Annotated in this window: 20 protein-coding genes, 1 tRNA gene, 1 pseudogene and 1 riboswitch; of the genes and pseudogenes, 15 read left to right on the top strand and 7 right to left on the bottom strand. The window is 45.0% G+C overall.

Annotation, left to right across the window (positions count from 1 at the left end; genetic code table 11):
- Window positions 1-151 precede the first annotated feature (151 nt).
- From tlpB (AXI59_RS21000) to AXI59_RS18165, 4 genes are all read left to right on the top strand, one after another.
- Window positions 152-2,137: a methyl-accepting chemotaxis protein gene (tlpB, locus tag AXI59_RS21000; protein WP_061522358.1), complete on the top strand. Its 1,986-nt coding sequence runs from the start codon at window positions 152-154 to the stop codon at window positions 2,135-2,137.
- 126 nt (window positions 2,138-2,263) lie between these two features.
- Window positions 2,264-4,249 carry a methyl-accepting chemotaxis protein gene (gene tlpB, locus AXI59_RS20995; RefSeq protein WP_061522359.1) on the top strand — a complete coding sequence of 662 codons (1,986 nt, stop codon included), beginning with the start codon at window positions 2,264-2,266 and terminating at the stop codon, window positions 4,247-4,249.
- A 116-nt stretch (window positions 4,250-4,365) separates the two neighbouring features.
- Window positions 4,366-6,378, top strand: a complete 2,013-nt coding sequence (gene tlpB, locus AXI59_RS20990) for a methyl-accepting chemotaxis protein (protein WP_061528937.1) — start codon at window positions 4,366-4,368, stop codon at window positions 6,376-6,378.
- Window positions 6,379-6,442: 64 nt separating this feature from the next.
- On the top strand, window positions 6,443-6,967 hold the full coding sequence (locus AXI59_RS18165; protein WP_061528936.1) for a type 1 glutamine amidotransferase domain-containing protein: 525 nt from the start codon (window positions 6,443-6,445) through the stop codon (window positions 6,965-6,967).
- Window positions 6,968-7,002: 35 nt separating this feature from the next.
- On the opposite strand, the gene AXI59_RS18160 is transcribed toward AXI59_RS18165, so the two are convergent.
- Window positions 7,003-7,989, bottom strand: a complete 987-nt coding sequence (locus tag AXI59_RS18160; protein WP_061528935.1) for a Gfo/Idh/MocA family protein — start codon at window positions 7,987-7,989, stop codon at window positions 7,003-7,005.
- A gap of 169 nt (window positions 7,990-8,158) precedes the next feature.
- On the opposite strand from AXI59_RS18160, the gene AXI59_RS18155 reads away from it, so the two are divergent.
- The 4 genes from AXI59_RS18155 to AXI59_RS18140 all read left to right on the top strand — a co-directional run bounded on the left by AXI59_RS18155 (window position 8,159) and on the right by AXI59_RS18140 (window position 10,802).
- Window positions 8,159-9,319, top strand: a complete 1,161-nt coding sequence (locus tag AXI59_RS18155) for an AI-2E family transporter (protein ID WP_061522363.1) — start codon at window positions 8,159-8,161, stop codon at window positions 9,317-9,319.
- 90 nt (window positions 9,320-9,409) lie between these two features.
- On the top strand, window positions 9,410-10,240 hold the full coding sequence (locus tag AXI59_RS18150; RefSeq protein WP_061522364.1) for an undecaprenyl-diphosphate phosphatase: 831 nt from the start codon (window positions 9,410-9,412) through the stop codon (window positions 10,238-10,240).
- Window positions 10,241-10,373: 133 nt separating this feature from the next.
- A tRNA-Ala gene (locus AXI59_RS18145) sits at window positions 10,374-10,446 on the top strand.
- Between the two features lie 119 nt (window positions 10,447-10,565).
- Window positions 10,566-10,802: a hypothetical protein gene (locus AXI59_RS18140; RefSeq protein WP_061522365.1), complete on the top strand. Its 237-nt coding sequence runs from the start codon at window positions 10,566-10,568 to the stop codon at window positions 10,800-10,802.
- Window positions 10,803-11,089: 287 nt separating this feature from the next.
- Here the strand turns inward: AXI59_RS18140 and AXI59_RS18130 are convergent, their stop codons facing one another.
- Window positions 11,090-11,740 (bottom strand): cupin domain-containing protein, encoded by a 651-nt coding sequence (locus AXI59_RS18130; RefSeq protein ID WP_061522367.1) that lies wholly within the window; start codon window positions 11,738-11,740, stop codon window positions 11,090-11,092.
- 214 nt (window positions 11,741-11,954) lie between these two features.
- On the opposite strand from AXI59_RS18130, the gene hmpA reads away from it, so the two are divergent.
- Together hmpA and AXI59_RS18120 are read left to right on the top strand one after the other, a co-directional pair.
- Window positions 11,955-13,139, top strand: a complete 1,185-nt coding sequence (gene hmpA, locus AXI59_RS18125) for an NO-inducible flavohemoprotein (protein ID WP_061528934.1) — start codon at window positions 11,955-11,957, stop codon at window positions 13,137-13,139.
- A gap of 221 nt (window positions 13,140-13,360) precedes the next feature.
- Window positions 13,361-14,206 carry a glucosaminidase domain-containing protein gene (locus tag AXI59_RS18120; RefSeq protein WP_061528933.1) on the top strand — a complete coding sequence of 282 codons (846 nt, stop codon included), beginning with the start codon at window positions 13,361-13,363 and terminating at the stop codon, window positions 14,204-14,206.
- Window positions 14,207-14,239: 33 nt separating this feature from the next.
- On the opposite strand, the gene AXI59_RS18115 is transcribed toward AXI59_RS18120, so the two are convergent.
- The 3 genes from AXI59_RS18115 to cudC all read right to left on the bottom strand — a co-directional run bounded on the left by AXI59_RS18115 (window position 14,240) and on the right by cudC (window position 16,350).
- The gene (locus AXI59_RS18115) at window positions 14,240-14,908 is read right to left on the bottom strand and encodes a potassium channel family protein (RefSeq protein ID WP_061522370.1); all 669 of its coding nucleotides are present in this window, start codon (window positions 14,906-14,908) and stop codon (window positions 14,240-14,242) included.
- A gap of 166 nt (window positions 14,909-15,074) precedes the next feature.
- Window positions 15,075-15,614, bottom strand: coding sequence for a biofilm surface layer hydrophobin BslA (gene bslA / locus AXI59_RS18110; protein ID WP_061522371.1), 540 nt, complete (start codon window positions 15,612-15,614; stop codon window positions 15,075-15,077).
- 187 nt (window positions 15,615-15,801) lie between these two features.
- Window positions 15,802-16,350, bottom strand: a complete 549-nt coding sequence (gene cudC, locus AXI59_RS18105; protein WP_061528932.1) for a choline uptake/conversion transcriptional regulator CudC — start codon at window positions 16,348-16,350, stop codon at window positions 15,802-15,804.
- Window positions 16,351-16,551: 201 nt separating this feature from the next.
- On the opposite strand from cudC, the gene betB reads away from it, so the two are divergent.
- From betB to AXI59_RS18090, 3 genes and pseudogenes are all read left to right on the top strand, one after another.
- On the top strand, window positions 16,552-18,024 hold the full coding sequence (gene betB, locus AXI59_RS18100; RefSeq protein ID WP_061522373.1) for a betaine-aldehyde dehydrogenase: 1,473 nt from the start codon (window positions 16,552-16,554) through the stop codon (window positions 18,022-18,024).
- 17 nt (window positions 18,025-18,041) lie between these two features.
- Window positions 18,042-19,250 carry a choline dehydrogenase gene (gene gbsB / locus AXI59_RS18095; RefSeq protein ID WP_061522374.1) on the top strand — a complete coding sequence of 403 codons (1,209 nt, stop codon included), beginning with the start codon at window positions 18,042-18,044 and terminating at the stop codon, window positions 19,248-19,250.
- A gap of 69 nt (window positions 19,251-19,319) precedes the next feature.
- A pseudogene (locus tag AXI59_RS18090) lies at window positions 19,320-19,900 on the top strand (MOSC domain-containing protein).
- A 2-nt stretch (window positions 19,901-19,902) separates the two neighbouring features.
- Here the strand turns inward: AXI59_RS18090 and AXI59_RS18085 are convergent.
- On the bottom strand, window positions 19,903-20,391 hold the full coding sequence (locus tag AXI59_RS18085; RefSeq protein WP_061522375.1) for a DinB family protein: 489 nt from the start codon (window positions 20,389-20,391) through the stop codon (window positions 19,903-19,905).
- A 145-nt stretch (window positions 20,392-20,536) separates the two neighbouring features.
- Between AXI59_RS18085 and AXI59_RS18080 the strand changes: the two genes are divergently transcribed.
- Both AXI59_RS18080 and AXI59_RS18075 read left to right on the top strand, forming a co-directional pair.
- On the top strand, window positions 20,537-21,067 hold the full coding sequence (locus AXI59_RS18080) for an NfeD family membrane protein (protein WP_061522376.1): 531 nt from the start codon (window positions 20,537-20,539) through the stop codon (window positions 21,065-21,067).
- Window positions 21,068-21,087: 20 nt separating this feature from the next.
- Entirely contained in the window at window positions 21,088-22,617 is a 1,530-nt protein-coding gene (locus AXI59_RS18075) for a flotillin family protein (RefSeq protein WP_061528931.1), read from the top strand.
- 31 nt (window positions 22,618-22,648) lie between these two features.
- On the opposite strand, the gene thiT is transcribed toward AXI59_RS18075, so the two are convergent.
- The gene (gene thiT, locus AXI59_RS18070; RefSeq protein WP_061528930.1) at window positions 22,649-23,230 is read right to left on the bottom strand and encodes an energy-coupled thiamine transporter ThiT; all 582 of its coding nucleotides are present in this window, start codon (window positions 23,228-23,230) and stop codon (window positions 22,649-22,651) included.
- A gap of 98 nt (window positions 23,231-23,328) precedes the next feature.
- Window positions 23,329-23,429: riboswitch (TPP riboswitch) on the bottom strand.
- Window positions 23,430-23,649: the final 220 nt, after the last annotated feature.

Below are 23,649 nucleotides of genomic sequence, written 5' to 3'. Positions count from 1 at the left end.
TCTTTTTTAGATGATGACAAATGAAATTAATCAAAAAGTCATGTATTAACGGGAGTACATAGGACTATTTTTCATTTATTCCTGTATTTTCAATGTAATAAAAAGGGAGTTTGCCGATATAAAATGTAAATGATTGAAAGAGGTTTAAAAAATGAAAAAAACAGCAAACACCGCCAAAAAATCAATAGCCAGAAGACTCATCACTTCATTTTTACTCATCTTAATTATTCCGGTGGCTGTACTGGCGGCAAGCGCCTACCGTTCGGCGGCTTCCTCGGTTGAGAGCCAAATGATGGAGAGCGCCAAGGGGAATGTGCAAATCTTAAACAATATGATTGATGACCGGATCGGAACCTTTACAAAAAGCTCGGCGTATTTCAGCGAGTGGGCGACAACCGCGAAGTTTAAGGAAAAGAACCGCACGGAAATGAAAGACAGATTCAAGCAATTCATCGAAAGCAATGATAAGGCAGCCGCTATTTTTTCAAGCAGCAAGGACGGAACGTTTACACGCTTTCCCCATGCCGATATGCCGGCCGATTTCAATCCCCTTGAAAGAAGCTGGTACAAAGAAGCTATGGAGAATAAAGACAAAACCATCATAACGGACCCTTATCAGTCCATTTCAAACGGAAAGATGGTCGTCACCATGGCGCGGGCGGCACAAGACGGGTCAGGCGTCGTCGCGATTGATATTAAGATCGACGACCTCGTGACCATGACAAAAGAAATCAATATCGGAAAAAAAGGCTATGCTTTTATCCTCAGCAAAAATAAAAAAGCCGTCGCCTACAGCGGTGAAAAAGCGGGAACGACGCTGTCAGGAAAATGGGTTGATACTTTATACAGCGAGAAAAAAGGCGACTTTCAATACATGTTTAACGGCAATGCGAAAAAAATGGCTTTTGTCACCAATGAAGCGACAGGCTGGAAAATCAGCGGAACGATGTCCGCGGATGAAGTCAAAGACGCGGCAAAGCCGGTTCTGACCATGGCCGTGATTGTATTGGCCCTTGCCATTGCCGCAGGAATGATTTTTATTTATTTTGTTATCCGCTCCATCACAAAGCCGTTAAAGCGCCTCGTGGCCTCTGCTGAAAAAATCAGCGCCGGCGATTTGACCGAAAGAATTGAAGTCAGCTCCAAAGATGAGCTGGGCGTGCTCAGTAAAAGCTTTAATCATATGACAGATTCACTCCGCTCCCTCATTCAGGGCATTCAGGATTCCGTTGAACACGTGGCTTCATCGTCAGAGGAGCTGACGGCTTCCGCTGAACAGACGAGCAAAGCAACGGAGCATATTACGTATTCCATAGAACAATTTTCTAACGGAACAGAAAGCCAAAGTGACAGCATTGACAGAGCGACAGAACAAGTCAATGAAATGAAAGACGGACTCAGTGACTTAGCGGAAGCCGCCGCCGTTATTACGGAATCTTCAATCGAATCAGCGGAAATATCCGGCGCCGGCGAGCAGCTTGTCCGAAAAACAGCCGGCCAAATGAGCGCTATTGATCATTCGGTAAGTGAAGCGGAACAAGTCGTAAAAGGGCTGGAATTAAAATCAAAAGACATCACCAGCATTTTGCGGGTGATTAACGGCATTGCGGATCAAACGAATCTTCTTTCTTTAAATGCCGCCATTGAAGCGGCAAGAGCGGGAGAGTACGGCCGCGGTTTCTCCGTTGTGGCCGAAGAGGTGCGCAAGCTCGCCGTCCAGTCCGCCGAATCAGCGAAAGAAATCGAAACCTTGATTCATGAAATCGTCAAAGAAATCCATACATCCCTCGATATGCTGGAATTCGTCAATCATGAGGTGAAAAACGGCCTTGTTTTAACAGATGAAACGGAAAAAAGCTTCCGGGACATTTCTGTAAAGACAAACCAAATCGCCGGGGAACTGCAAAATATGAATGCGACCGTGGAACAGCTTTCCGCCGGCTCCCAGGAAGTATCAAGCGCTTCAGAGGACATCGCCGCCGTTTCTAAACAAAGCGCGGGAAGCATCCAGGACATCGCGGCTTCAGCCGAAGAGCAGCTTGCGTCTATGCAGGAGATCAGTTCATCAGCCGTAACGCTGGAAAAAATGGCCGAAGAGCTTCGTGAACTAACAAATCGTTTTAAAATAACCTCTTAACTGAGCCCAAAAGACTATTTTTAAATAGGTAAAAAGTATTCTTTGGTATATTTCTTCTTAATGGATATGTATATTTACCCATAATTGCCGATATGAAGGGTAAACCAGCAAGAGGAGATATAGTAGATGAAAAAAATTGTGCAAATCATCAAGCAGCGATCGCTTACAAGAAAACTTCTCATTTCTTTTTTAGCCGTTCTCATTCTTCCTGTTTCAGTACTTGCTTTTATTGCTTATCAATCGGCGGTGAGCACGCTTGACAGGCAGGTGATGGGCAGCGCGTTAGAGAATGTGCAGCAAATCAATAATCTGATCAATACAAGCATCAGCCAAAAAGAAGACGGCACCGCTTATTTCAGCGAGTGGCTCACCGAAGATAAATACAAGCCGAAAAACAAAGCGCAAATTACGGATAAATTCACAGAGTATATGAAAATTAACAAAGATGTAGAATCGATCTATACGAGTGACACGAAAGGCCATTTCACACGCTACCCTGATTTGCAGATGCCAAAAGGGTATAATCCGGTCGAAAGAGATTGGTATAAAAAAGCCGTCGAAAACAAGGGGAAAGTTGTCGTAACAGACCCTTATCGTACGGCTTCAACCAATACGATGGTCGTCACGGTCGTTCAGCAGACGAAAGACGGCTCCGGCGTGGTAGCCATTAATATGAAAATTGAAGAGATCCTGAAAACAACGAAAAAAGTGAATATCGGAAAATCAGGCTACGCGTTTATTCTGACGAAAGACAAAAAAGTTGTCGCCCATCCGAACAGAACGTCCGGCACTGTACTGGACAGTGATTGGGCCGATCAGCTGTACAGCAGCAAAAAAGGAGATTTTCAATACAATTACGATGGTGAAAAGAAGAAAATGGCCTATGACACCAATGAGTTAACGGGCTGGAAAATCAGCGGAACGATGTATTTGGATGAAATTCATACGGCGGCGCTGCCGATCCTTCACCTGTCCTTGCTCGTTCTCGTATTAGCCATTGCCATCGGAACAATCGTCATGGTTTTGATCATCCGCTCGATTACAAAACCGCTCAAGCGGCTCGTGACGACATCCAAACGGATTAGCGAAGGTGATCTGACAGAAACGATTGAAATACAATCAAAAGATGAATTGGGCGAGCTGGGCAAAAGCTTTAACAATATGGCCGCCTCACTCCGCTCTTTGATTCATGCGATTCAGGATTCCGTGAACAACGTCGCGTCTTCCTCAGAAGAGCTGACAGCTTCAGCGGAGCAGACAAGCAAGGCGACCGAACATATTACACTGGCGATTGAACAATTTTCAAACGGAAATGAAAGCCAAAATGAAAAAATTGAAAGCACCGCGGAACATATTTATCAAATGAATACCGGACTTGAAGATATGGCGAAAGCATCGGCCGTCATTACTGAGTCCTCCCTAAAATCTGCGGAAGTCGCCAATTCAGGCGGACAGCTTGTTCACCAAACGGTCGGCCAAATGACCGTCATTGACCAATCCGTGAAAGAAGCCGAAAACGTCGTGCGCGGTCTGGAAACAAAATCAAAAGACATCACAAACATTCTCCGCGTCATTAACGGAATCGCCGATCAGACAAACCTTCTCGCGCTGAATGCGGCAATCGAAGCGGCGCGTGCCGGAGAATACGGACGGGGCTTCTCTGTCGTCGCCGAAGAAGTCAGAAAGCTTGCCGTGCAATCCGCTGATTCGGCCAAAGAAATCGAAAGCTTAATTGTGGAAATCGTAAAAGAAATCAACACGTCTCTCGGCATGTTTCAATCCGTCAACCGGGAAGTAGAGAGCGGACTGGATATTACGAATCAAACCGAATCAAGCTTTAACCGGATTTCTGAAATGACAAGCCAAATTGCCGGAGAAATCCAAAATATGAACGCGACTGTAGAACAGCTGACAGCCGGTTCGCAGCAAATCTCAGGAGCCTCTGAACATATCGCATCCATCGCGAAAGAAAGCTCAGCCAGCATCCAAGACATTGCCGCGTCGGCTGAAGAACAGCTGGCATCGATGGAAGAAATCAGCTCGTCATCAGAAACATTGTCACAAATGGCCGAAGAATTACGTGATATGACGAAACGCTTTAAAATAGAATAATAGATAGATAAAAACACCCAAGGTTACACTTTGGGTGTTTTTTTAGTTTTTTTAATAAATCTTTTGTCCTATCTGACGATATTAGATTTAGCTTTTTAAAGAAGGAGACTGAAAAAATGAAACAACTGATACATTGGATCAAACAGCCATCCATCAGCAAGCCGCTTATCGCGGCATTCTTAGCCGTACTGGTGCTTCCGGTCGGCATACTCGCCTACTTCAGCTATCAAACGGCGGGAAGTTCGTTGGACGGCGAGCTGATACACAGCGCTCAAGGAAATGTCAACGAATTAAACAGCGTGCTTGAAAACATGCTGGATGGCAAGCTGAAAGCAATCGATTATTACAGTGAATTGATCACCAAGGACAAACTGAAACCAAAAAACAATTCATTATTACTTGAAAATATGAAGCAGTATGTCACGGTCAACGATGATGTCGCATCGGTTTATGCCGCTTCAAACGATAAAGCGTACGTCCAATATCCGGAAACCGAGATGCCGGCCGATTATAATCCGGTGACACGCGAATGGTATACAAAAGCAGTTGAAAAAAACGGTCAGCCGGTATTCACCGAGCCGTATAAGGACGCTTTAAGCGGAAAAACGGTCGTCACGATTGCCAAGCAAACAAAAGACGGGTCAGGCGTCATTGCGCTCGACATCAATCTGGACGACCTGCTCAAAGCTTCAGAACGTGTGCAAATCGGCCATAAAGGGTTTGCCTTTATTACAACGGGTGATAAAAAATACATCGCCCATCCGACCATTAAACCGGGCACGACAGGTTCAGGAGTCTGGACAAAAGAAGTGTTTTCAAAAACAAGCGGAATGTTTGAATACACATTTGAAGGACAGCAAAAGAAAATGGCCTTTACGACGAATAAACTGACAGGCTGGAAAATCGCCGGTACTTTTTTTGTCAGTGAAATCCATGAGGCCGCCGCTCCTGTCATGAAAATGGCGCTCATCATCCTTGCCGTTTCGCTTATCGTCGGCGGCATTTTAATCTTTTATATCATTCGCTCAATCTCAAGGCCGCTTAAAAAGCTTGTCTCGACATCCGCTAAAATCAGCGAGGGCAACTTAACGGAAGTGATTGACATCAGCTCGAAAAACGAATTCGGCCAGCTCAGCCAAAGCTTTAATGAGATGTCAGCGTCACTTCGATCTGTCATCGGCGTCATTCAATCGTCTGTAGAGCATGTGGCTTCTTCTTCAGAAGAGCTGACGGCATCTGCCGGGCAGACGAGCAAAGCGACGGAGCATATTACATTGGCGATTGAACAATTCTCGAACGGAAACGAATCGCAGAGCGAGAAATTGGAGGAAAGCGCAGAACACCTTTCCGAAATGAATGCGGGAATTGCCGAGGCCGCAAATGCATCGGCTGAAATAACCGAATCCGCCATTAAAACCTCGGATACGGCCGGCAGCGGTGAAGCATTAGTGGCAAAAACCGTCGGCCAGATGAAAACGATCGACCGCTCCGTTCAGCAGGCTGAAGCGGTAGTCAAAGGACTAGAAACGAAGTCGCAAGATATTACGAGCATTCTGAACGTCATTAACGGCATTGCCGATCAAACGAATCTGCTTGCCTTAAACGCCGCCATCGAAGCGGCCAGAGCGGGCGAATATGGGCGCGGGTTCTCTGTCGTGGCGGAAGAGGTGAGAAAGCTTGCCGTGCAATCAGCCGATTCCGCTAAAGAAATCGAAACGCTGATTCAAGAGATCGTCAAAGAAATCGCCACATCGCTTTCTGTGTTCCAAGCGGTGAATCAAGATGTGAAGGAAGGCCTTAACATTACTGATCAAACGGCCGAAAGCTTCAAAAAAATCTCGGAGATGACGACACAGATTTCAGGCGCTTTACAGCATATGAACGCAACGCTTGAACAGCTTGCGGCCGGGTCGCAAAACGTGACAAACGCGGTGGATGACATTAATGAAGTCGCCAAAGAAGGATCATCCAGCATCCAAGACATTGCCGCGTCGGCCGAAGAGCAGCTTGCCTCTATGGAAGAAATCAGCTCATCCGCTGAAACGCTTGCTCATATGGCCGAAGAACTGCAGCAGGTTACACGGAAATTTACGATTGAATCAGAAAACGAAGCCGGGAAACAGCTGTAACGAGCTGTTTCTTTCATCACGCTGAAAAAAACGATACACTTGAACATAAGAAGGGAGTGTTACGATGAGACTTGAAGGAAAAAAAGTCATAGCGCTAGTCAGTGATGATTTTGAAGATTTAGAGCTTTGGTATCCCGTCTATCGGTTACGGGAGGAAGGGGCAATCGTTCATTTAATAGGAGAAGAAGCAGGCCGTTCATATAAAGGAAAATACGGCGTGCCTGCAACGGCAGATTATGATTTTAAGAGTCTGATTATCCAGGAGTATGATGCCGTGCTCGTGCCGGGCGGCTGGGCTCCTGACAAACTGAGGAGATATCCGGAGGTTCTCGAAATCATTCGCACGATGAACGAGCAGAAAAAGCCGATTGGCCAAATTTGCCACGCGGGCTGGGTGCTGATTTCAGCCGGAATACTGAAAGGAAAAAAAGTGACAAGCACGCCTGGCATCAAAGACGATATGACAAACGCTGGGGCGGAGTGGCTGGATGAGGCTGTCGTAACAGACGGCCATATTGTCTCAAGCCGCCGTCCGCCTGATCTCCCGCAATATGCAAAAACGTTTGCGGATGTCTTAGCGGCCAAATAAAAGAAACATCCGCCCATAACTCCGGGCGGATGTTTTTAGTTTCGGTCGGCGGGAAACACGATTCCCATTTGTTTTCTCGCTTCTTCCATAATGTTTGCCGTGATGAACGAGCGTTCAAATGTATTGTCGGGAGACTCCAGCTGATTGTTTTCAAGAAGGGAAACGAATTCAGCCGTTTGGTAATACATGGCAGGGTTCAGATCAGGAACAGAAATGTCTTCAACGCGCCCGTCACGATAGCGGATCTCCGCTCTTTCCGGTCCGTGAATGCTGTCCAGCACGATGGTGCCTTCTTCTCCTTGTATTTCTGCCGGAGCAAAGGAATTCGAAATTTTTGAGTGCATGAGCACTGCTTCAAATCCGTCATATGACAGAATCACCGTGCCTTCTCCGTCAACGCCGGTAGATAATCTGTAGCCGGTTGCTTTTACCTCTTTCGGTTCGCCGAACAGCACGACGGCCGGATAAATACAATACACGCCGATGTCCATTAAAGAACCGTTTGATAATTCAGGCTGAAACGCATTAAGCACCGTTCCGTTTTTAAAAGCATCATATCGTGATGAATATTGGCAGTAGCTTGCCGTAAATCTGCGGATTGCTCCGATTTTATGTAAGTGGTTTTTAATCAGTTTAAAGTTAGGCAGGAAGGTGGTTTTCATCGCTTCCATCAGCAAGACGCCATTAGCCTTGGCTGCTTTAATCATTTCTTCTGTTTCCCGCGCGTTAGAAGCAAACGGTTTTTCACACAGCACATGCTTTCCGTGATTCATAAAAAGGATCGCCTGTTCTTTATGGAAAGCGTTTGGGCTGGCGAGGTATACCGCGTCATAGCTGTTGCTTTTCGCCATCTCTTCCAGACTTGTAAAATAATGCGCCGCGCCGTGAGTGCCGGCAAATTCCCTGGCCCGTTCCTCAGATCTTGAAAAAACCGCCGCCAATTGAAAATGGTCAATAGCGGAAGCCGCTTGGAGAAAGCGGTCTGTAATCCAATTCGTTCCTACTGTTGCAAACCGAATCATAGCTATCGCTCCTTATGTTTACTGCCCTATATTATAGCACAAACATAAAAGCAAAAAGGTTTGCGGGATGAATCTATAGGAAAAATTCCCAAAGAGACCGGTTTATATTTTTCATTATAGGAACGATAGTGTACAATTTAGGTAAAATACGTATGATGGAGGAACAATAGTGGAAACATTGCAAACATGGGGCGGCAGATTTAAACAGTTTTTCTTAGACAATAAATTTGTCTTGTTTTTGCTTGTATTGCTGCTCATCGGTCTCAATATCCTTGTTTTTACAAAAACATCGTTTATTTTCACACCCATTATCGTCCTGCTCAAAACGATTGCGCTCCCCGTCATTTTGACAGGAATTGTTTTTTATTTACTCAATCCGATCGTAGATCTGCTCGAAAAAGTAAGGGTGAAAAGGGTCTATTCCATTTTGATCCTTTATCTTATTATTATAGGATTAATTACGATTACCATCGTATCAATCATTCCGTTTTTAAAGGAACAGATCATGAGCCTGATCGACAATCTGCCGAGATATGTGGATATCGTTGAAAATCAGACGAAAAATCTGATAGGAAGCGATTTTGTGAATCAGGCGCAGAAGACGATGAATATTAACATTTCTGATTTGGCGAATAAAGCGTCGGCGCAGGCCGCGACGATAGCAAACAGCACATTTACCGGAGTCGGAAATTTTATCGGCGCCCTGACTGAGGTTATTATTTCTATCGTTACCGTTCCGTTTATTCTGTTCTACTTGCTGAAAGACGGAAAAAAGCTGCCCATCTATATCTTAAAGTTTGTGCCGACCCGTTTAAAGGAACAAACATACACGATGCTGAGCGAGATGAACCACAGATTAAGCTCCTATATCAGAGGCCAGATTATCGTCAGCTTCTGTATCGGTTTTCTATTATTTATCGGCTATCTGATTATCGGGCTTGATTACGCCTCATTGCTTGCGGTCATTGCGGCTTGTACAAGCGTTGTTCCGTACTTAGGGCCGACGATTGCCATCACGCCGGCTATCATTATCGCTTTGGTGACTTCTCCGTTTATGCTGCTGAAGCTTGCGATTGTCTGGACCATTGTCCAGCTTGTGGAAGGAAAATTAATTTCTCCGCAAATCATGGGGAAAAATCTTCATATTCACCCGATTACCATCATCTTTGTCCTGTTGACCGCCGGAAAGCTGTTCGGCGTTGTCGGCATTATTTTGGCCATCCCGGGTTACGCGGTCATTAAAGTGGTCACGACCCACCTGTTTGATTGGTTTAAAATGCGGTCGCATTTATATGAAGAAGAAAAAAATGATACGGTTCCGAAGGCATAAAAACGGGATGGATCTGATATTTATAAAAGACAGGCTTTCCTCTAGGGGAGAGCTTCTCTTTTGTAAATGCTTAACGAAGGGAAGAATAGGATGACTCTATGGGAAATGTTCACAGCAGCCGTTTTAGGGATAGTTGAAGGGTTGACGGAATACGCGCCGGTTTCTTCAACGGGACATATGATCATAGCGGATGACATCTGGCTGAAATCCGGCAATCTGATGAATCCTGAAGCAGCCAATTCCTTTAAGGTGGTCATTCAGCTGGGCTCCATATTGGCGGTGGCGATTGTCTTTAAGGATCGGATTTTAAATTTACTGGGCCTAAAAAAGAATGTGACACGCGATCAGGAAAAGGGGCACAGGCTCACCATTGCGCAAATAGCGGTCGGACTTGTTCCGGCGGCGATTCTCGGCTTTTTATTTGAGGATTACATTGACCGGTACTTATTTTCCGTAAGAACGGTGGCCTTCGGGTTAATTGCCGGAGCCATCCTCATGCTCGCGGCAGACTGGATTAATAAAAGGAAAGAAACGACCGATACGGTTGATCGAATCTCCTGCAAACAGGCTCTCTGTGTCGGCTTATTCCAATGTCTCGCCCTATGGCCGGGCTTTTCCCGCTCAGGTTCAACAATTGCCGGCGGCGTCATTCTCGGCTTGAATCACAGAGCGGCAGCAGACTTTACGTTTATTATGGCCATTCCGATTATGGCGGGCGCCAGCCTCTTAAAGCTGGTGAAATACTGGGACAGCCTCTCGCCCGGCATGATTCCGTTTTTTCTTGTCGGCTTCATCAGCGCATTCATTGTCGCTCTCTTAGTCGTTAAATTTTTTCTTCGCCTCATTAATAAAATCAAACTCGTTCCATTTGCCATTTACCGCATCATCCTCGGTGTGATCCTACTGATGCTTGCGGTATAAAAAAGAAGACCCCAGAGGAGGGTCTTCTTTTTTTATGAGAATGAATCCGCCGCCCGAAAAAGTTCCCGCAAAATGAATTTCCTATTGAATTCCGAAAAAAACTCGGCTATAATAAAACATGACGTTACCGCACGGGGCCATAGCTCAGCTGGGAGAGCGCTACGCTGGCAGCGTAGAGGTCAGGGGTTCGAGCCCCCTTGGCTCCATACCCGAAACCCTTGATATTCAAGGGTTTTTTTGTTTTTCAGGAAAAGCATTTGGGCCATGTTTCATTGCTTTTTTTCCTCAATTGGGGATAAATGAAGGGAAACAGAAAGGGAGAGAAATGAGGAAATACTTAGGTATCGCATCGCTTATCATCCTTTTAATTACATTGTATAATTTGCCTCACATTCATTGGGCGCTTGGAATTCTGGGAATTGTCGCGGGCAGTATTTTAGCAATCAAAGCTCCTAAAGGGATTTCTAAGTATGTTTCTTTTGTTATCCTAGCACTTTGTATTCTTTTACTTTTATTTTTGGTTGTGATGGGCATTTTGATGGCAGGCTTAGTAGGAAAATAGGATTACAATCCAAATATGTCTCCAGAATCAATACATGCTTCGTAATTCATTTAAAACAAATCTTTCAAACTGAAGATAAAATAGCGAAACTTGCAAATTTTCTTTTCAAACATTTTCGGGATAAATTGGGGGCCAACTTCCTCATTTTTAATCAGAAGCTTTTGTGAGAAAACCCTATAAAAAAGGTTTAAAAATAAATCCTCTGTTCGTGTCAGAAACGTATCTCCACTTTGGCAGTCCAAACCTAAAATCCTTGATATGATCAAGGGTTTTTTGTTGTTATTCTTCTAATATCCCCAATACAAATCCTGACAATTACGCCAATAAGGATCATTCGGGTATCCCTTATGCTGAGCGTTTGATGTATAAGGCTTATTCATATCATGCATCCCCGCATTTTCAGACTTCTGACAGTGTTTACTCGGACCTATCACGGTTGACTCGCGGATCGGCGAAATAGCATTTTCCCATTCATGTTCATTCAAACAATACGTATGCGCCATGATTTCAGGCGGCGTCAAGCGAAGAATATCCGAACCGTAAATCACTTCAAGTGTATCTGCGTTAAATATGGCCAACAGATGGGTCTTATCTGACGAGGCGGTCTCATAGTGCCACCATCCCTGCGGAATATTTGCCACTTGCCCGGGGGTGATCGGATAATTCTGTATCTTCCGGGTGAACGGATTCAGCATAGATACTGTTGCCGAACCGGAAATACAGTACACCAATTCAGCCGCATTTTGATGAAAATGCGGTTCGATCACATTCGTTTTGCTGAGAAAGATATCTAATAAAGATATATGTTCAAGTGTGTTTAACTGCTTAATCCCCAATACATTGATAAAGTTCTGATGATCTTTTGTGAAAAAACGGCTATTGTTTACGTCAAAGGTGAACTGCGTATGTGGAGACGCGTAATCCATATAAGAAACCATTTCATCCCCTGCTTTCCTGTGAAAACGTATATGTTCATGTATATGTGTCCCTATTTTATTGGTGATTACAGGAAATTAAAACCATAATTTCCATTGGTTTAATAATATTGTGACGACTTTATTAAACATTCATTTTAAACATATCTTTTAACCAAAATATCTCTTACTATAAAGATGTATTAAAAATACTTCTTTTAGAAGGGTTGAGACGAACATGCTGGATGAGAAAACAATAAACATCATAAAAAGCACTGTACCCGTATTGAAAACACAAGGAGAAGACATTACCGGCCGCTTTTATAACCTGATGTTTCAAGATCATCCTGAGCTTCTGAATATGTTTAACCAAACCAATCAAAAGAAACAAACCCAGCGTGCGGCATTGGCAAATGCGGTGATTGCGGCCGCTGCCAATATTGATCAATTAGAACATATCATTCCGGCAGTCAGACAGATCGGTTATAAGCACACAAGCATTGGGGTGAAGCCGGAACATTATCCGATCGTAGGGAAGTATTTGCTGCTGGCCATTAAGGACGTGCTGCAAGGTGCCGCGACTCCTGATATCATGCGGGCGTGGGAAAAAGCATACGGCGTCATTGCAGACGCATTTATCGGCATTGAAAATGAAATGTACAAGCAAGCCGGCTGGCAGGGATATAAAGGCTTCACCGTTATAAAGAAAATGAAAGAAAGTAAAGACATCACATCATTTTATGTAAAACCGATCGACGGTCTTCCGCTGCCGGAGTTTGAAGCAGGACAATATATCAGCATCAAAGTGCGGATTGCGGATTCACCTTATACGCACATTCGCCAGTACAGCCTGTCTGATGCTTCCGGCAAAGGGCATTACCGGATTTCTGTGAAAAAGGATGGAGCGGTTTCATCTCACCTTCACGATCATGTCCATGAGGGCGATGTCCTTGACATCAGCGCCCCGGCCGGAGATTTCATGCTGACGCCTTCAGGAAAAACAGCGGTTTTAATCAGTGCCGGCGCCGGTATTACGCCGATGATGGGCATGCTGAAAACCGCTGCCGAAAAACAGCCCGAACGGTTCATCATCTTTATTCATGCGGCTAAAAACGGAGATTACGCCGCGTTCCGCAAAGAGGCGGAGGAGGCGGCAGCCAACAATTCAAACGTCAAAGTTATTTTTGTGTACAGCGAGCCGTCAGAACAAGATCGCTCGGGAGACAAGCCTTTTTACGAAGGGCGAATCGATCAGGATTTCCTTGAGCAATTGAATCTGAAACAAGATACTGAATACTACTTGTGCGGCTCCGCTCCATTTATGATGCAAATGAACGACATGATCATCAAACTCGGATTTGATCCGCAATCCGTTCGATATGAATTATTCGGCCCGCAGCTGAGCATGGCAAAGGCCAATTAAAAACCCCTCATAGAGGGTTTTTTTTTGATGATATAATGGCGGATATACGCTTTTTTCGGTTGGAAGACAGACTGGACTATTATCAAAAAGAAGAAAGCTATATGCAGTTTTACTAGAAAGACAGACAGCCTTCCTCCGTCTTTTTCCCTATTTTATTGAAATTTTCATCAATGAACAGTAAAATTATAAATCTAGTCATTCGGAATTAAAGGAAGGTTGATATGAAAAAGAAAGCAAAGACGAAAAAGGTGCTGGCAGGCCTTTTTGCTGTATCTCTTATATTCGGATTATTTCTGATTTCAATGGTGTTTTCGAAATTCATAGTAACAGAGGAAAAACCGCCTGAAGAGGTGGATGAGCAGCAGGTCTTTATTGACAGCCTTTCCGGGCATGCTCAAATTTTATATGAGAAGTATCATGTCCTTCCAAGCATCACCCTAGCACAGGCGATCCTGGAATCGGATTGGGGGAACAGCGAACTTGCGGGAAAAGCCCGCAATCTGTTCGGTGTGAAAGGTGATTATAAAGGAAAGCATGTCACGATGAAAACAGATGAGTTTGAAAAGGGAAAACGAAAAACGATCCGGGCAAAATTCCGTAAATACAGTACGTTTTTTGAATCCATGGACGACCATGCGAAATTATTTGTCAACGGCACATCGTGGAATAAAAAGAAGTACAAGCCTGTATTGGAAGCGGGCGACTACAAAACGGCTGCTGCCGCTCTTCAAAAATCAGGCTACGCCACCGATCCTGACTATGCAGAAAAAATTAAAGACGTCATAGAAACCTATAACCTGAATGAATTTGACAAAGTCAATGCGTCTCTCAAAGCAGTTGATCTGAAAGGCGCCATTAAAGACCATTCCATTGAAGACGTGTGGTCAAAACCATCGAAAGAGCCGCATTCTATTAAACTTGCGTCGGCGCAAAAGTTTACCGGACAGCATATTAAAGTCGTTTCTGAAAAACAAAACGGGCAATCCGTCTGGTATCAATTTCAGGTAAACGACCAGCTCATAGGCTGGGTTGACAAAACTGCCGTGCAATTAAATGAAGAAACGTGACTACAGGAAAAGCCGGCGGACCGCCGGCTTTTTTTACATCCCCTCATTTTCAAAGCGTTTAATATCATGTTTATGCCCCATCAGCACAAGGCGGTCACATTCGTGAATGACAGTCTCCGGAGTAGGGGAAAGCTGAATGTTCCCATTATGTTTGACGGCGAGAATGGTACAACCGAATCTGGACCGGACGCCTAACTCAAGAATTGATTTTAAATGCAGCTTTTTCGTAGCCAAAAGCTCGACGATGCTGTATTCGTCTGATAAATCTATATAGTCTAAGACGTTTTCATCTGAAAGGCTTTGCGCGATCCTGACGCCCATATCCTTTTCAGGATGGATGATGCGGTCCGCGCCAATTTTTTCAAGCACCTTATGATGATAATAATTTTGCGCTTTCACCCAAATATGAGGAATATTCAGTTCCTTCAATAACAACGTCGTCAGCGTGCTTGCCTGAATATTGGCGCCAATCGCCACGACGACATATTCAAAATTTCTGATGCCGAGCGAATGCAGCTCGCTTTCTTCCGTTGCATTTGCCCTGACGGCATGTGTGGCGTAAGAGGAATACGCATTGACTCTTTCTTCGCTGATATCAATGGCAAGCACCTCGTGTCCCATTTTAAAAAGCTCTTTGCAGATGCTTCCTCCGAAACGGCCCAGCCCGATGACGGCAAATTGTTTATTTTTTATTCTTCCCAATACCCATAACTCCTTATGAAGCTGTTTTTCGATACTTTCCACATACAACAATCAAGAATGTACTCTTGTTTCAAGTGTTTGTCAATGAAAGATGGAAGATGTGAAAAACAGCCGAAAAAAAGACCGGCTGACAAGCAGTGTGAGCTTGTGCCGGTCTTAACCGCGATTATTTACAGTTGCAAGGCTGTGTAGGCGGTGTGCTGCGTTTTTGGACAACGATTGTGTCCTCAGCATAAAACTTAGAGCCGATGCTTAATGATTTATTTTCTGCACGGAATTTATATGTACCCGCAGCAGGAAGCGTTTTATTATTCAGAGCCAGCTTGAATTCCGCCGCGCCAAGTAAATCAATGTTTAACGGAAGTCTGACCGTTTTTCCGTTATTAAGAATCTGTCTTTCACGCAAAGCGTGTCCGTTGATTGTATCCTTTGTTGTTGCAGTGAACCCGCTTGGAAGGGTAAATTCCATTACGCCTAAGCTCAGAATCGTGTTCGGACGGTAAGTCAGTTCAATATCAGAAAATGACCATTCCTGCTGGCTGGCGCCGGTGTATTTTGCAAATAAAGTAGCAGTGGCTTTTGTTGACATTTCCGGCTCGTGAACGGATGAACCGGATTCCGCGGCAAAAGACGTTGCCGGAAGAGCGAGCAGCAAAACAAGGCCGAATAAACTTGCCATCAAAGATGTGAAAAGCTTGTGTTTCATGTTAACAAATCCCCCTAAAAAATATTTTAAACCCTGATCACCCGCCTTTAAAGGAGAATGACCAATATTTACCTATAAAAATTTAACATCAATTTTAATGGAAGTAAATGGGGTTATCTTCCTATATTTTCTGAGGGATTATCTGAAAACACGACGCATAGTGACAGAAAGCAAGAAAAAACGCCTGTTAAGATTCAGACGTTTCTATCGGGATAAATTTGAAAATCTCCCCGCTCTGCACCGATTCGGCAAGCCGCTTCAGCCAATTGTAATAGGCTTTTGAGCTTTCAAGCTGATCATATAAATGCTGTGCTTCTTCTTTTAATTTTGAATCACCGTCTTCCTTCTCCAAAACGGCTTGCAAATCCGCCTGGGCTTGAACGATGGCGGCCAAATTGACCTGAACTTCCCTGTCCCATTTCGGCGGGAAAAAATTTGTGAAAAACGTAAAGAAATCCTTTTCCGCCACAAATGTATGCTTTCTGGTGCCGCGGTGAAAGGTTTTTTTGACCACATTTAAGTCCTGCAGTTTTTTGACGCCGGTGCTCATGCTCGGTTTGCTCATTTGCAGCTCCTCACGCATTTCATCAAGCGTCATCTCATCTCTCATATACATTGTTCCATATAAAATCCCGACGCTCCGGGTAATTCCGTAAAGATCCATCGTCTCTGCAATTGAATCAATAACAAGGTCCCTTGCTTGTTCTATAGCTGCGAATTCTGGATTTTCATCCATACTGTCCCTCTTTTCTCCTGAAGATTAAATTTGTTAAGTCATTTCTTTATGTTTTTAATCTTAACGAATCATCACAAAAAGTCAAAACCTAAAAGAGGACAAACTAGGTTTTGACACGTAAAAAAACGTATGTTAAATTAATATTGTTAAAAACATTAAATTTTTATTTAACAAACTTACTTTTCGGTAAGGAGGACTCTCATGAGCAAAACGTTATATATCGGCGGCGAATGGATCAGCGCAGAAAAAAAACAGACCCGCCGTATCATTAACCCATTTAATCAAGAAGAAATTGCAACGGTATGCGAAGGTGACCGCGGCGATGCCGTAAAAGCTATCGCCGCAGCCAGAAGAGCATTTAATGAAGGAGACTGGCCGGCGCTTTCCGGACTTGAGCGCGGAAAATTTGTTCTGAAAATTGCGGAATTAATCAGGCGCGACCTGAATGAACTGGCTGAGCTGGAATCACTTGATACAGGAAAAACACTTGAAGAAAGCAAAGCCGATATGGACGATATCGCAAATGTATTTCAATATTATGCCGGCCTTGCGGATAAAGACGGGGGCGAGGTTATTTCATCTCCGATTCCCGATTCTGTGAGCAAAATTGTCAGAGAGCCTATCGGCGTATGCGGACAAATTACCCCGTGGAATTATCCGCTCTTGCAGGCAAGCTGGAAAATCGCTCCCGCTCTTGCGGCTGGAAACACCATTGTTTTAAAACCGAGTGAAATCACTCCGCTGACGACGATTAAAGTATTTCAATTAATAGAAGAAGCGGGCATTCCGAAAGGTGTCGCAAATCTGGTGTTAGGACCGGGAGCAACAGTCGGCGACGAGCTTGCGAGAAACCTGGACGTCGACTTAGTGTCCTTCACGGGCGGAATCGAAACAGGCAAAAAGATTATGCAGGCGGCAAGCGGCAATGTAAAAAAAATTGCCCTTGAGCTTGGCGGGAAAAATCCGAATATCGTGTTTCAAGATGCGGATCTTGAAGTGGCTGCCGACCAAGCGCTGAACGCCGTGTTTTTCCATGCCGGCCAGGTCTGTTCGGCGGGCTCGCGCCTTTTAGTGGACGAAGCCATTCATGATGAATTTTTAGCGGAGCTGATTAAACGCACGAAACGCATCAAATTAGGCAGCGGATTTCATGAAGATACCGAAAGCGGCCCTCTGATTTCCGCCGAGCATCGGGCAAAAGTTGAAAAATATGTAGAAATCGGAATCCAAGAAGGCGCTAAACTTGAAACAGGCGGCAAACGCCCTGACGATCCCGAGCTTCAAAACGGTTTCTTCTATGAACCTACTATTTTCTCAAACTGTACCTCTGATATGCGGATTGTACAGGAGGAGATATTCGGCCCTGTTTTAACAGTCGAGTCATTCTCTTCCGAAGAAGAGGCTGTCAGACTCGCAAACGACACCATTTACGGCCTGGCCGGAGCAGTATGGTCCAAAGATATTGAAAAATGTGAACGGGTGGCCGCAAAACTGCGGATGGGAACGGTTTGGATCAATGATTTTCATCCGTATTTCGCACAAGCGCCTTGGGGCGGTTATAAACAATCCGGCTTTGGCCGCGAACTCGGCAAAATCGGCCTTGAAGAATATACAGAAGTCAAACATATTTACCGCAACACAAAACCTGCAGCTGTTAACTGGTTCCATTCATAATAAGGAGGAGACTCAATATGACATTAAATATGAAAGTAGAAAGCATGCATAAATTCCATACATTCGAAATTCCGACGGTGATCAAGCACGGTATCGGCGCGATTAAACACGTTGGAAATGAAGTTGGCGCGTTAGGCGTAACAAAAGCCCTTCTCGTCACAGACCCCGGAATTTATAATGCGGGAGTGGCGAACCCAGTCATTGAATCGTTACAGGAGGCAGGCATTGAAGTCGTACTGTTTAACAAAGTTGAACCGAACCCTCCTGTACGCCTCGTAAACGAAGGATCAGAGCTGTATAAAAAAGAAAACTGCAACGGCCTTGTGGCTGTTGGCGGCGGAAGCTCCATGGATACCGCCAAAGCAATCGGCGTAGAAGCGACACATGAAGGAAGCGTGCTTGATTACGAAGCCGCAGAAGGCAAAAAACCGCTGGAAAACCGTATTCCTCCGCTGACAACGATCCCGACAACCGCGGGAACAGGTTCAGAGGTTACACAATGGGCCGTCATCACAGATGAGGAAAGAGAATTTAAATTCAATACGGGCGGACCGCTTATCGCCGCGCATCTAACTGTTATTGACCCTGAGCTTCACGTTTCCATGCCTCCGCATGTAACAGCAATGACAGGTATCGATGCATTGGCGCACGCCATCGAATGCTACACGATGAAATTCGCCCAGCCGATTACGGATGCCGTAGCCCTGATGGCCATTGAATATGCGGCGCATTATATTAAGCGTGCATTTGCTGACGGGGAGGATGTAGAAGCAAGATACGGCATGGCGCAGGCAGCAATGCTTGCAGGCCTTTCATACGGCAGTGAATCAGCAGGCGCGGCGCACGCGATGAGCCAGACACTCGGCGGCATTATTCCTGTCGCTCACGGACAATGTGTGGCGGCCATGATGGGGCCTGTAATGGAATACAATTGGAAGGGTTATCCTGAGAAATTCGCCCGCATCGCCAAAGCTTTCGGAATTGACACAAGCAAAATGTCGACGGAAGAAGCGGCCAAAGCGTCTGTCAATTGGATGTATGACCTCGTAAAAGATTTAGAGGTTCCGAGCTTAGAAGAACAAGGCGTATCTCCGGACATGATTGAGCGTTTATCAAAAGAAGCGATGAAAGATCCGCAAACATTCGGAAACCCAAGAGATTTAAATGAGAAAGCATACAACTGGATTTACAAACGCTGCTTTGGCCTGACGCCGAAAACAGTATAAAAAAATGTCCCCGTTCCTTTACAGAGCGGGGTTTTTTACGGATAATGGCAAGAAAAAGGCGGCGGTTTTATGTGGAGACGGATAAAAGCAAAGGCTGAAGGGTTATATAAAGCCGATACAAAACATTTTTCACCAAAAGAATGGACAAGCTTTATGCGGATTACGGAGGGATTCCCGGGGACTTGCATTTTGGCCTGACCAAAAAAGCGGGGGCACGGGAGCTGATGTATGAGAGAGGAACCGAAATTTTTAACCGCAGGCAGATTTCAATCGTGTCAATGGAGGAATGTGATGAGATTGCCGAGGCGATGGGGATTCCGAACTTCTTCCCGGAATGGCTCGGCGTCAATATTGCCATCAGCGGTTTCCCTTCATTAACATTACTTAAAGAAGGCAGCAGGATCATTTTTCCAAGCGGTGCCTCCTTCCTGTGTGAGGGAGAAAATGATCCGTGCATTCAGCCGGGAGAGGTCATTCAATCCTATTACCAGCATCATCCGAAACTGGCTCCGGCGTTTGTGCGGCATGCGATGGGCAAAAGGGGCATTGTCTGTATCGTCGAACGGCCGGGCGACATTTGTGCGGGCGATCCGATAGACATTCATTCTTATGAACCGAAGCGTGCCAAGAAAAAAATCGAAAGGGTCTGAGTTCAGACCCTTTCGATTTTTTGTTTAATTTCTTCTATCTGATTGATGTGCCGCTTTTCGTGATGGCCGATAAAATCAATCCATTGGCGGATCGTCAATTCTTGAAAAACGGGATGCGGAAGCACTCGTTCAAAGTCCTCCTCTTTTAATGAAGCAATGACGGCGGTCAAGTGCTGCCTCGCCACATCTAACTCCTCTTTCATTTCAACGATTGATTTGCGGTCTTGTTCAGGCGCAAGGTGAGGCGGAGCGGTGCGTTTGTTCGTTCTGTCCTCTGCCATCTCAAGCGGTTTTTCCTCTGTTTCTTTCAGCGGTGCCTCCATTGCTCGTTCTGATAAAAGGGTATGCGCTGTTTCATCAATTTTCTTTAAATGGTCAAGCACTTCCCGCACGCTCCACTCTTCAGCCGACGGCTTCTGGTTGAATTCGTGATCTGAAAGGCCCTTCACTTCATTCCAAGTCTGCTGTCTTGCTTCATTAAAAATACTCATCATATCTCCTCCTCAAGAAAACATTACCATATCCAGCTTTTATATTCATTTATTTGCTCTTGCTTTTCTGAAAATTGAAACCTTTCGGCGGACCGTCCGTATATAAAGTAGCACTCCATCATCTCATCCGAAAGGAGGGCAGATTGTGGACACATTTCATATTCCGTTACAAACGATTTATCTTTACACCCTTATCATTGCGGGAAGTCTGACGCTTTTGTTTCTTTTTTTCAATGATGTTTTTCACGGCCTCTCAGAAGCCGTTCCGGTCTCTTTTCTGAATCCCGCGTTGATATTGTCGTTTCTGACGATCTTCTCAGCCTCAGGTTATATCGGCGAAATCGCCGCTCCGCTATCAAGTCCTGTTATTGGATTACTATCATTTGCTGTTTCAGTTCTCTTCGTCAGCTTGCTCCATATCTTTGTCCTTGTGCCGCTTTCATCAGCCGAGGAATCGCTCGTTTATCGGGAAGCGGATTTAAGAGGGAGAGTCGGCAAGATTATTACCTCCGTTCCGAAAGACGGCTATGGGGAGGTCTTAATAGAGGGTATCGGCGGCGCTATCTCCAAGTCCGCGGTCAGTTTTGATAACGAACAGATTAATTACGGAACGGCAGTGTTAATTATCGACGTGAAAGACGGAGTGCTCTCTGTGACACCGCATGAACCAATTTAAATAATAAGGGGGAACTTGTTATGACAATGCCGATTATAATCGTCATCGGAGTTGTATTCTTTTTACTCATCGCACTCATTGCTGTATTTATTACAAAATACCGGACGGCGGGGCCGGATGAAGCCCTGATCGTGACCGGAAGCTACCTTGGCAATAAAAATGTCCATATTGATGAAGGCGGCAATCGTCTGAAAATCGTCCGCGGCGGGGGGACATTCGTGCTCCCGGTTTTCCAGCAGGCCGAACCGCTCAGTCTATTGTCAAGCAAGCTTGACGTCTCAACCCCCGAAGTGTACACCGAACAGGGCGTGCCAGTCATGGCGGATGGAACGGCCATTATTAAAATCGGCGCCTCCATCGGCGAAATTGCGACTGCCGCTGAACAATTTTTAGGGAAATCCAAGGAAGACCGCGAGCAAGAGGCAAGAGAAGTATTAGAAGGCCACCTGCGTTCAATCCTTGGTTCCATGACGGTAGAAGAAATTTATAAAAACAGAGAGAAGTTTTCTCAAGAAGTACAGCGGGTCGCGTCCCAGGATCTTGCCAAAATGGGGCTGATGATCGTCTCCTTTACCATTAAAGATGTCCGCGACAAAAACGGCTATCTTGAATCATTAGGTAAACCGAGAATCGCCCAAGTAAAACGAGATGCGGATATTGCGACGGCGGAAGCTGATAAAGAAACAAGAATTAAACGGGCGGAAGCTGATAAAGACGCAAAAAAATCAGAACTGGAACGCGCTACGGAAATTGCCGAAGCTGAAAAAATCAACCAGCTGAAAATGGCGGAATATCGGAGAGACCAGGATACCGCAAAAGCAAATGCTGACCAGGCATACGATCTCGAAACCGCAAAAGCCCGCCAGCAGGTGACCGAGCAGGAAATGCAGGTCAAAATTATCGAGCGGCAAAAACAAATTGAATTGGAAGAAAAAGAAATTCTTCGCCGTGAGCGCCAATATGATTCCGAAGTGAAGAAAAAAGCTGATGCAGACCGCTATTCAGTAGAACAAGCGGCCGCTGCTGCAAAGGCGAAGCAGCTCGCAGAAGCAGACGCCGAGCAATACAGTATTGAGGCTATGGCGAAAGCGGAAGCCGAACGTGTAAGAATAGACGGTCTTGCTAAAGCAGAGGCTGAAAAGGCAAGAGGGGAAACGGAAGCTGAAGTCATTCGCCTGAAAGGACTTGCGGAAGCCGAAGCGAAAGAAAAAATCGCTGAAGCGTTCGAAAAATACGGGCAGGCAGCGATCCTTGATATGATTGTGAAGATGCTTCCAGAATATGCGAAGCAAGTATCGGCCCCGCTTTCAAACATTGATAAAATTACCGTCGTTGATACAGGCGGAAACGGGGAAAGCGGCGGAGCCAATAGAGTTACAGGCTACGCAACCAATTTAATGGCAGGTCTCCAAGAAAGCCTAAAGGCCTCTTCCGGAATAGACGTAAAAGAAATCATCGAGAATTTTTCAGGCAAAGGAAACATAAAACAAAGCATTAATGAACTGACAAAAGAGCTGAAAGATGCAAGCAGCGAAGAGAATCACGCATAAAAAACAGCAGGCGTTTACCGCCTGCTGTTTTTTAATCTGTCCGCTTTGTCTCAAGGAGCCGCGGTGCAGTAATAAATAATAAACAAAGTACAATTGCGCAAATAATAAAAGAAGGGACCATATAAGTGGCGTTATAACCGAGAGAATAAATCCAAACCGGAGTCCCTTTCGGAGCATAGCTGCCAAAAAAGACAGCGCCCGAGACGACATGAGCGGCATATCGCAGAATACTGCCGATAAACACGGCGATAACGACATATACCGTTAATGCGCTTCTTTTTTTGGCAAAAGCAGCTTTACGGACAGCAGAAGCAAAAAAACCGCTAAACCCGATTACAGCAAAAGCCGCTATGTAATCGAGCAAAAGCTGAACCGGGTGCTGCAAAAAGAGATTGCCGATCGCGATTTGGACAAGTCCGGTCAGAAATCCCGTCGTCAGTCCTGCCTTTACCCCCCAGCGAAATGAAATTAAAAAAATCGGAATCATCATAATAGAGACAGAACCGCCTTGCGGCATACGGAGAAACATACCGGACACGATGTCCAGAATGACGGCCGCACCGGTCATAATCGCTATTTCAATTAAGCGCACAAGCTGTGTTGATTGATTCATAGTTTTCCCCCTGACTGGACAACCCTTTTAAGGACAAACAAAAAAGCAGCGCGGGAAAGGATGGGGAAAGTTCCACGCACTGCTTACAAGCTGCAATTCATTTGGCTTTGCCACATCCCTACGCCAGCGTTAACTAACAGGTTCAAAGGGTCAGAACGAAACGTTCACTCTCAGCTTTATTGCTCCCCTTGTGGTCATCAAGTATTTAGTTCAATCCTACTATACAAGAAAATAGTACATACGACAAGACAACTCGTTTATTCTATAGAAGAGAAATGAAAACTTACATTACTCAAAACAATCGCTGAGGTTTTTTGAAAAAAACTATTGTAATATGATTTAAAGGGTGTTATATTATTAAACGTCGCTGATGAACAGCTGACAACAACAAAATGCTTCGAAAACAACATGAAAAAAGT

Source organism: Bacillus nakamurai (genome assembly GCF_001584325.1).
GTDB classification, from domain to species: Bacteria; Bacillota; Bacilli; order Bacillales; family Bacillaceae; genus Bacillus; species Bacillus nakamurai.
This window is presented reverse-complemented; position numbering and strand designations above follow the sequence as displayed.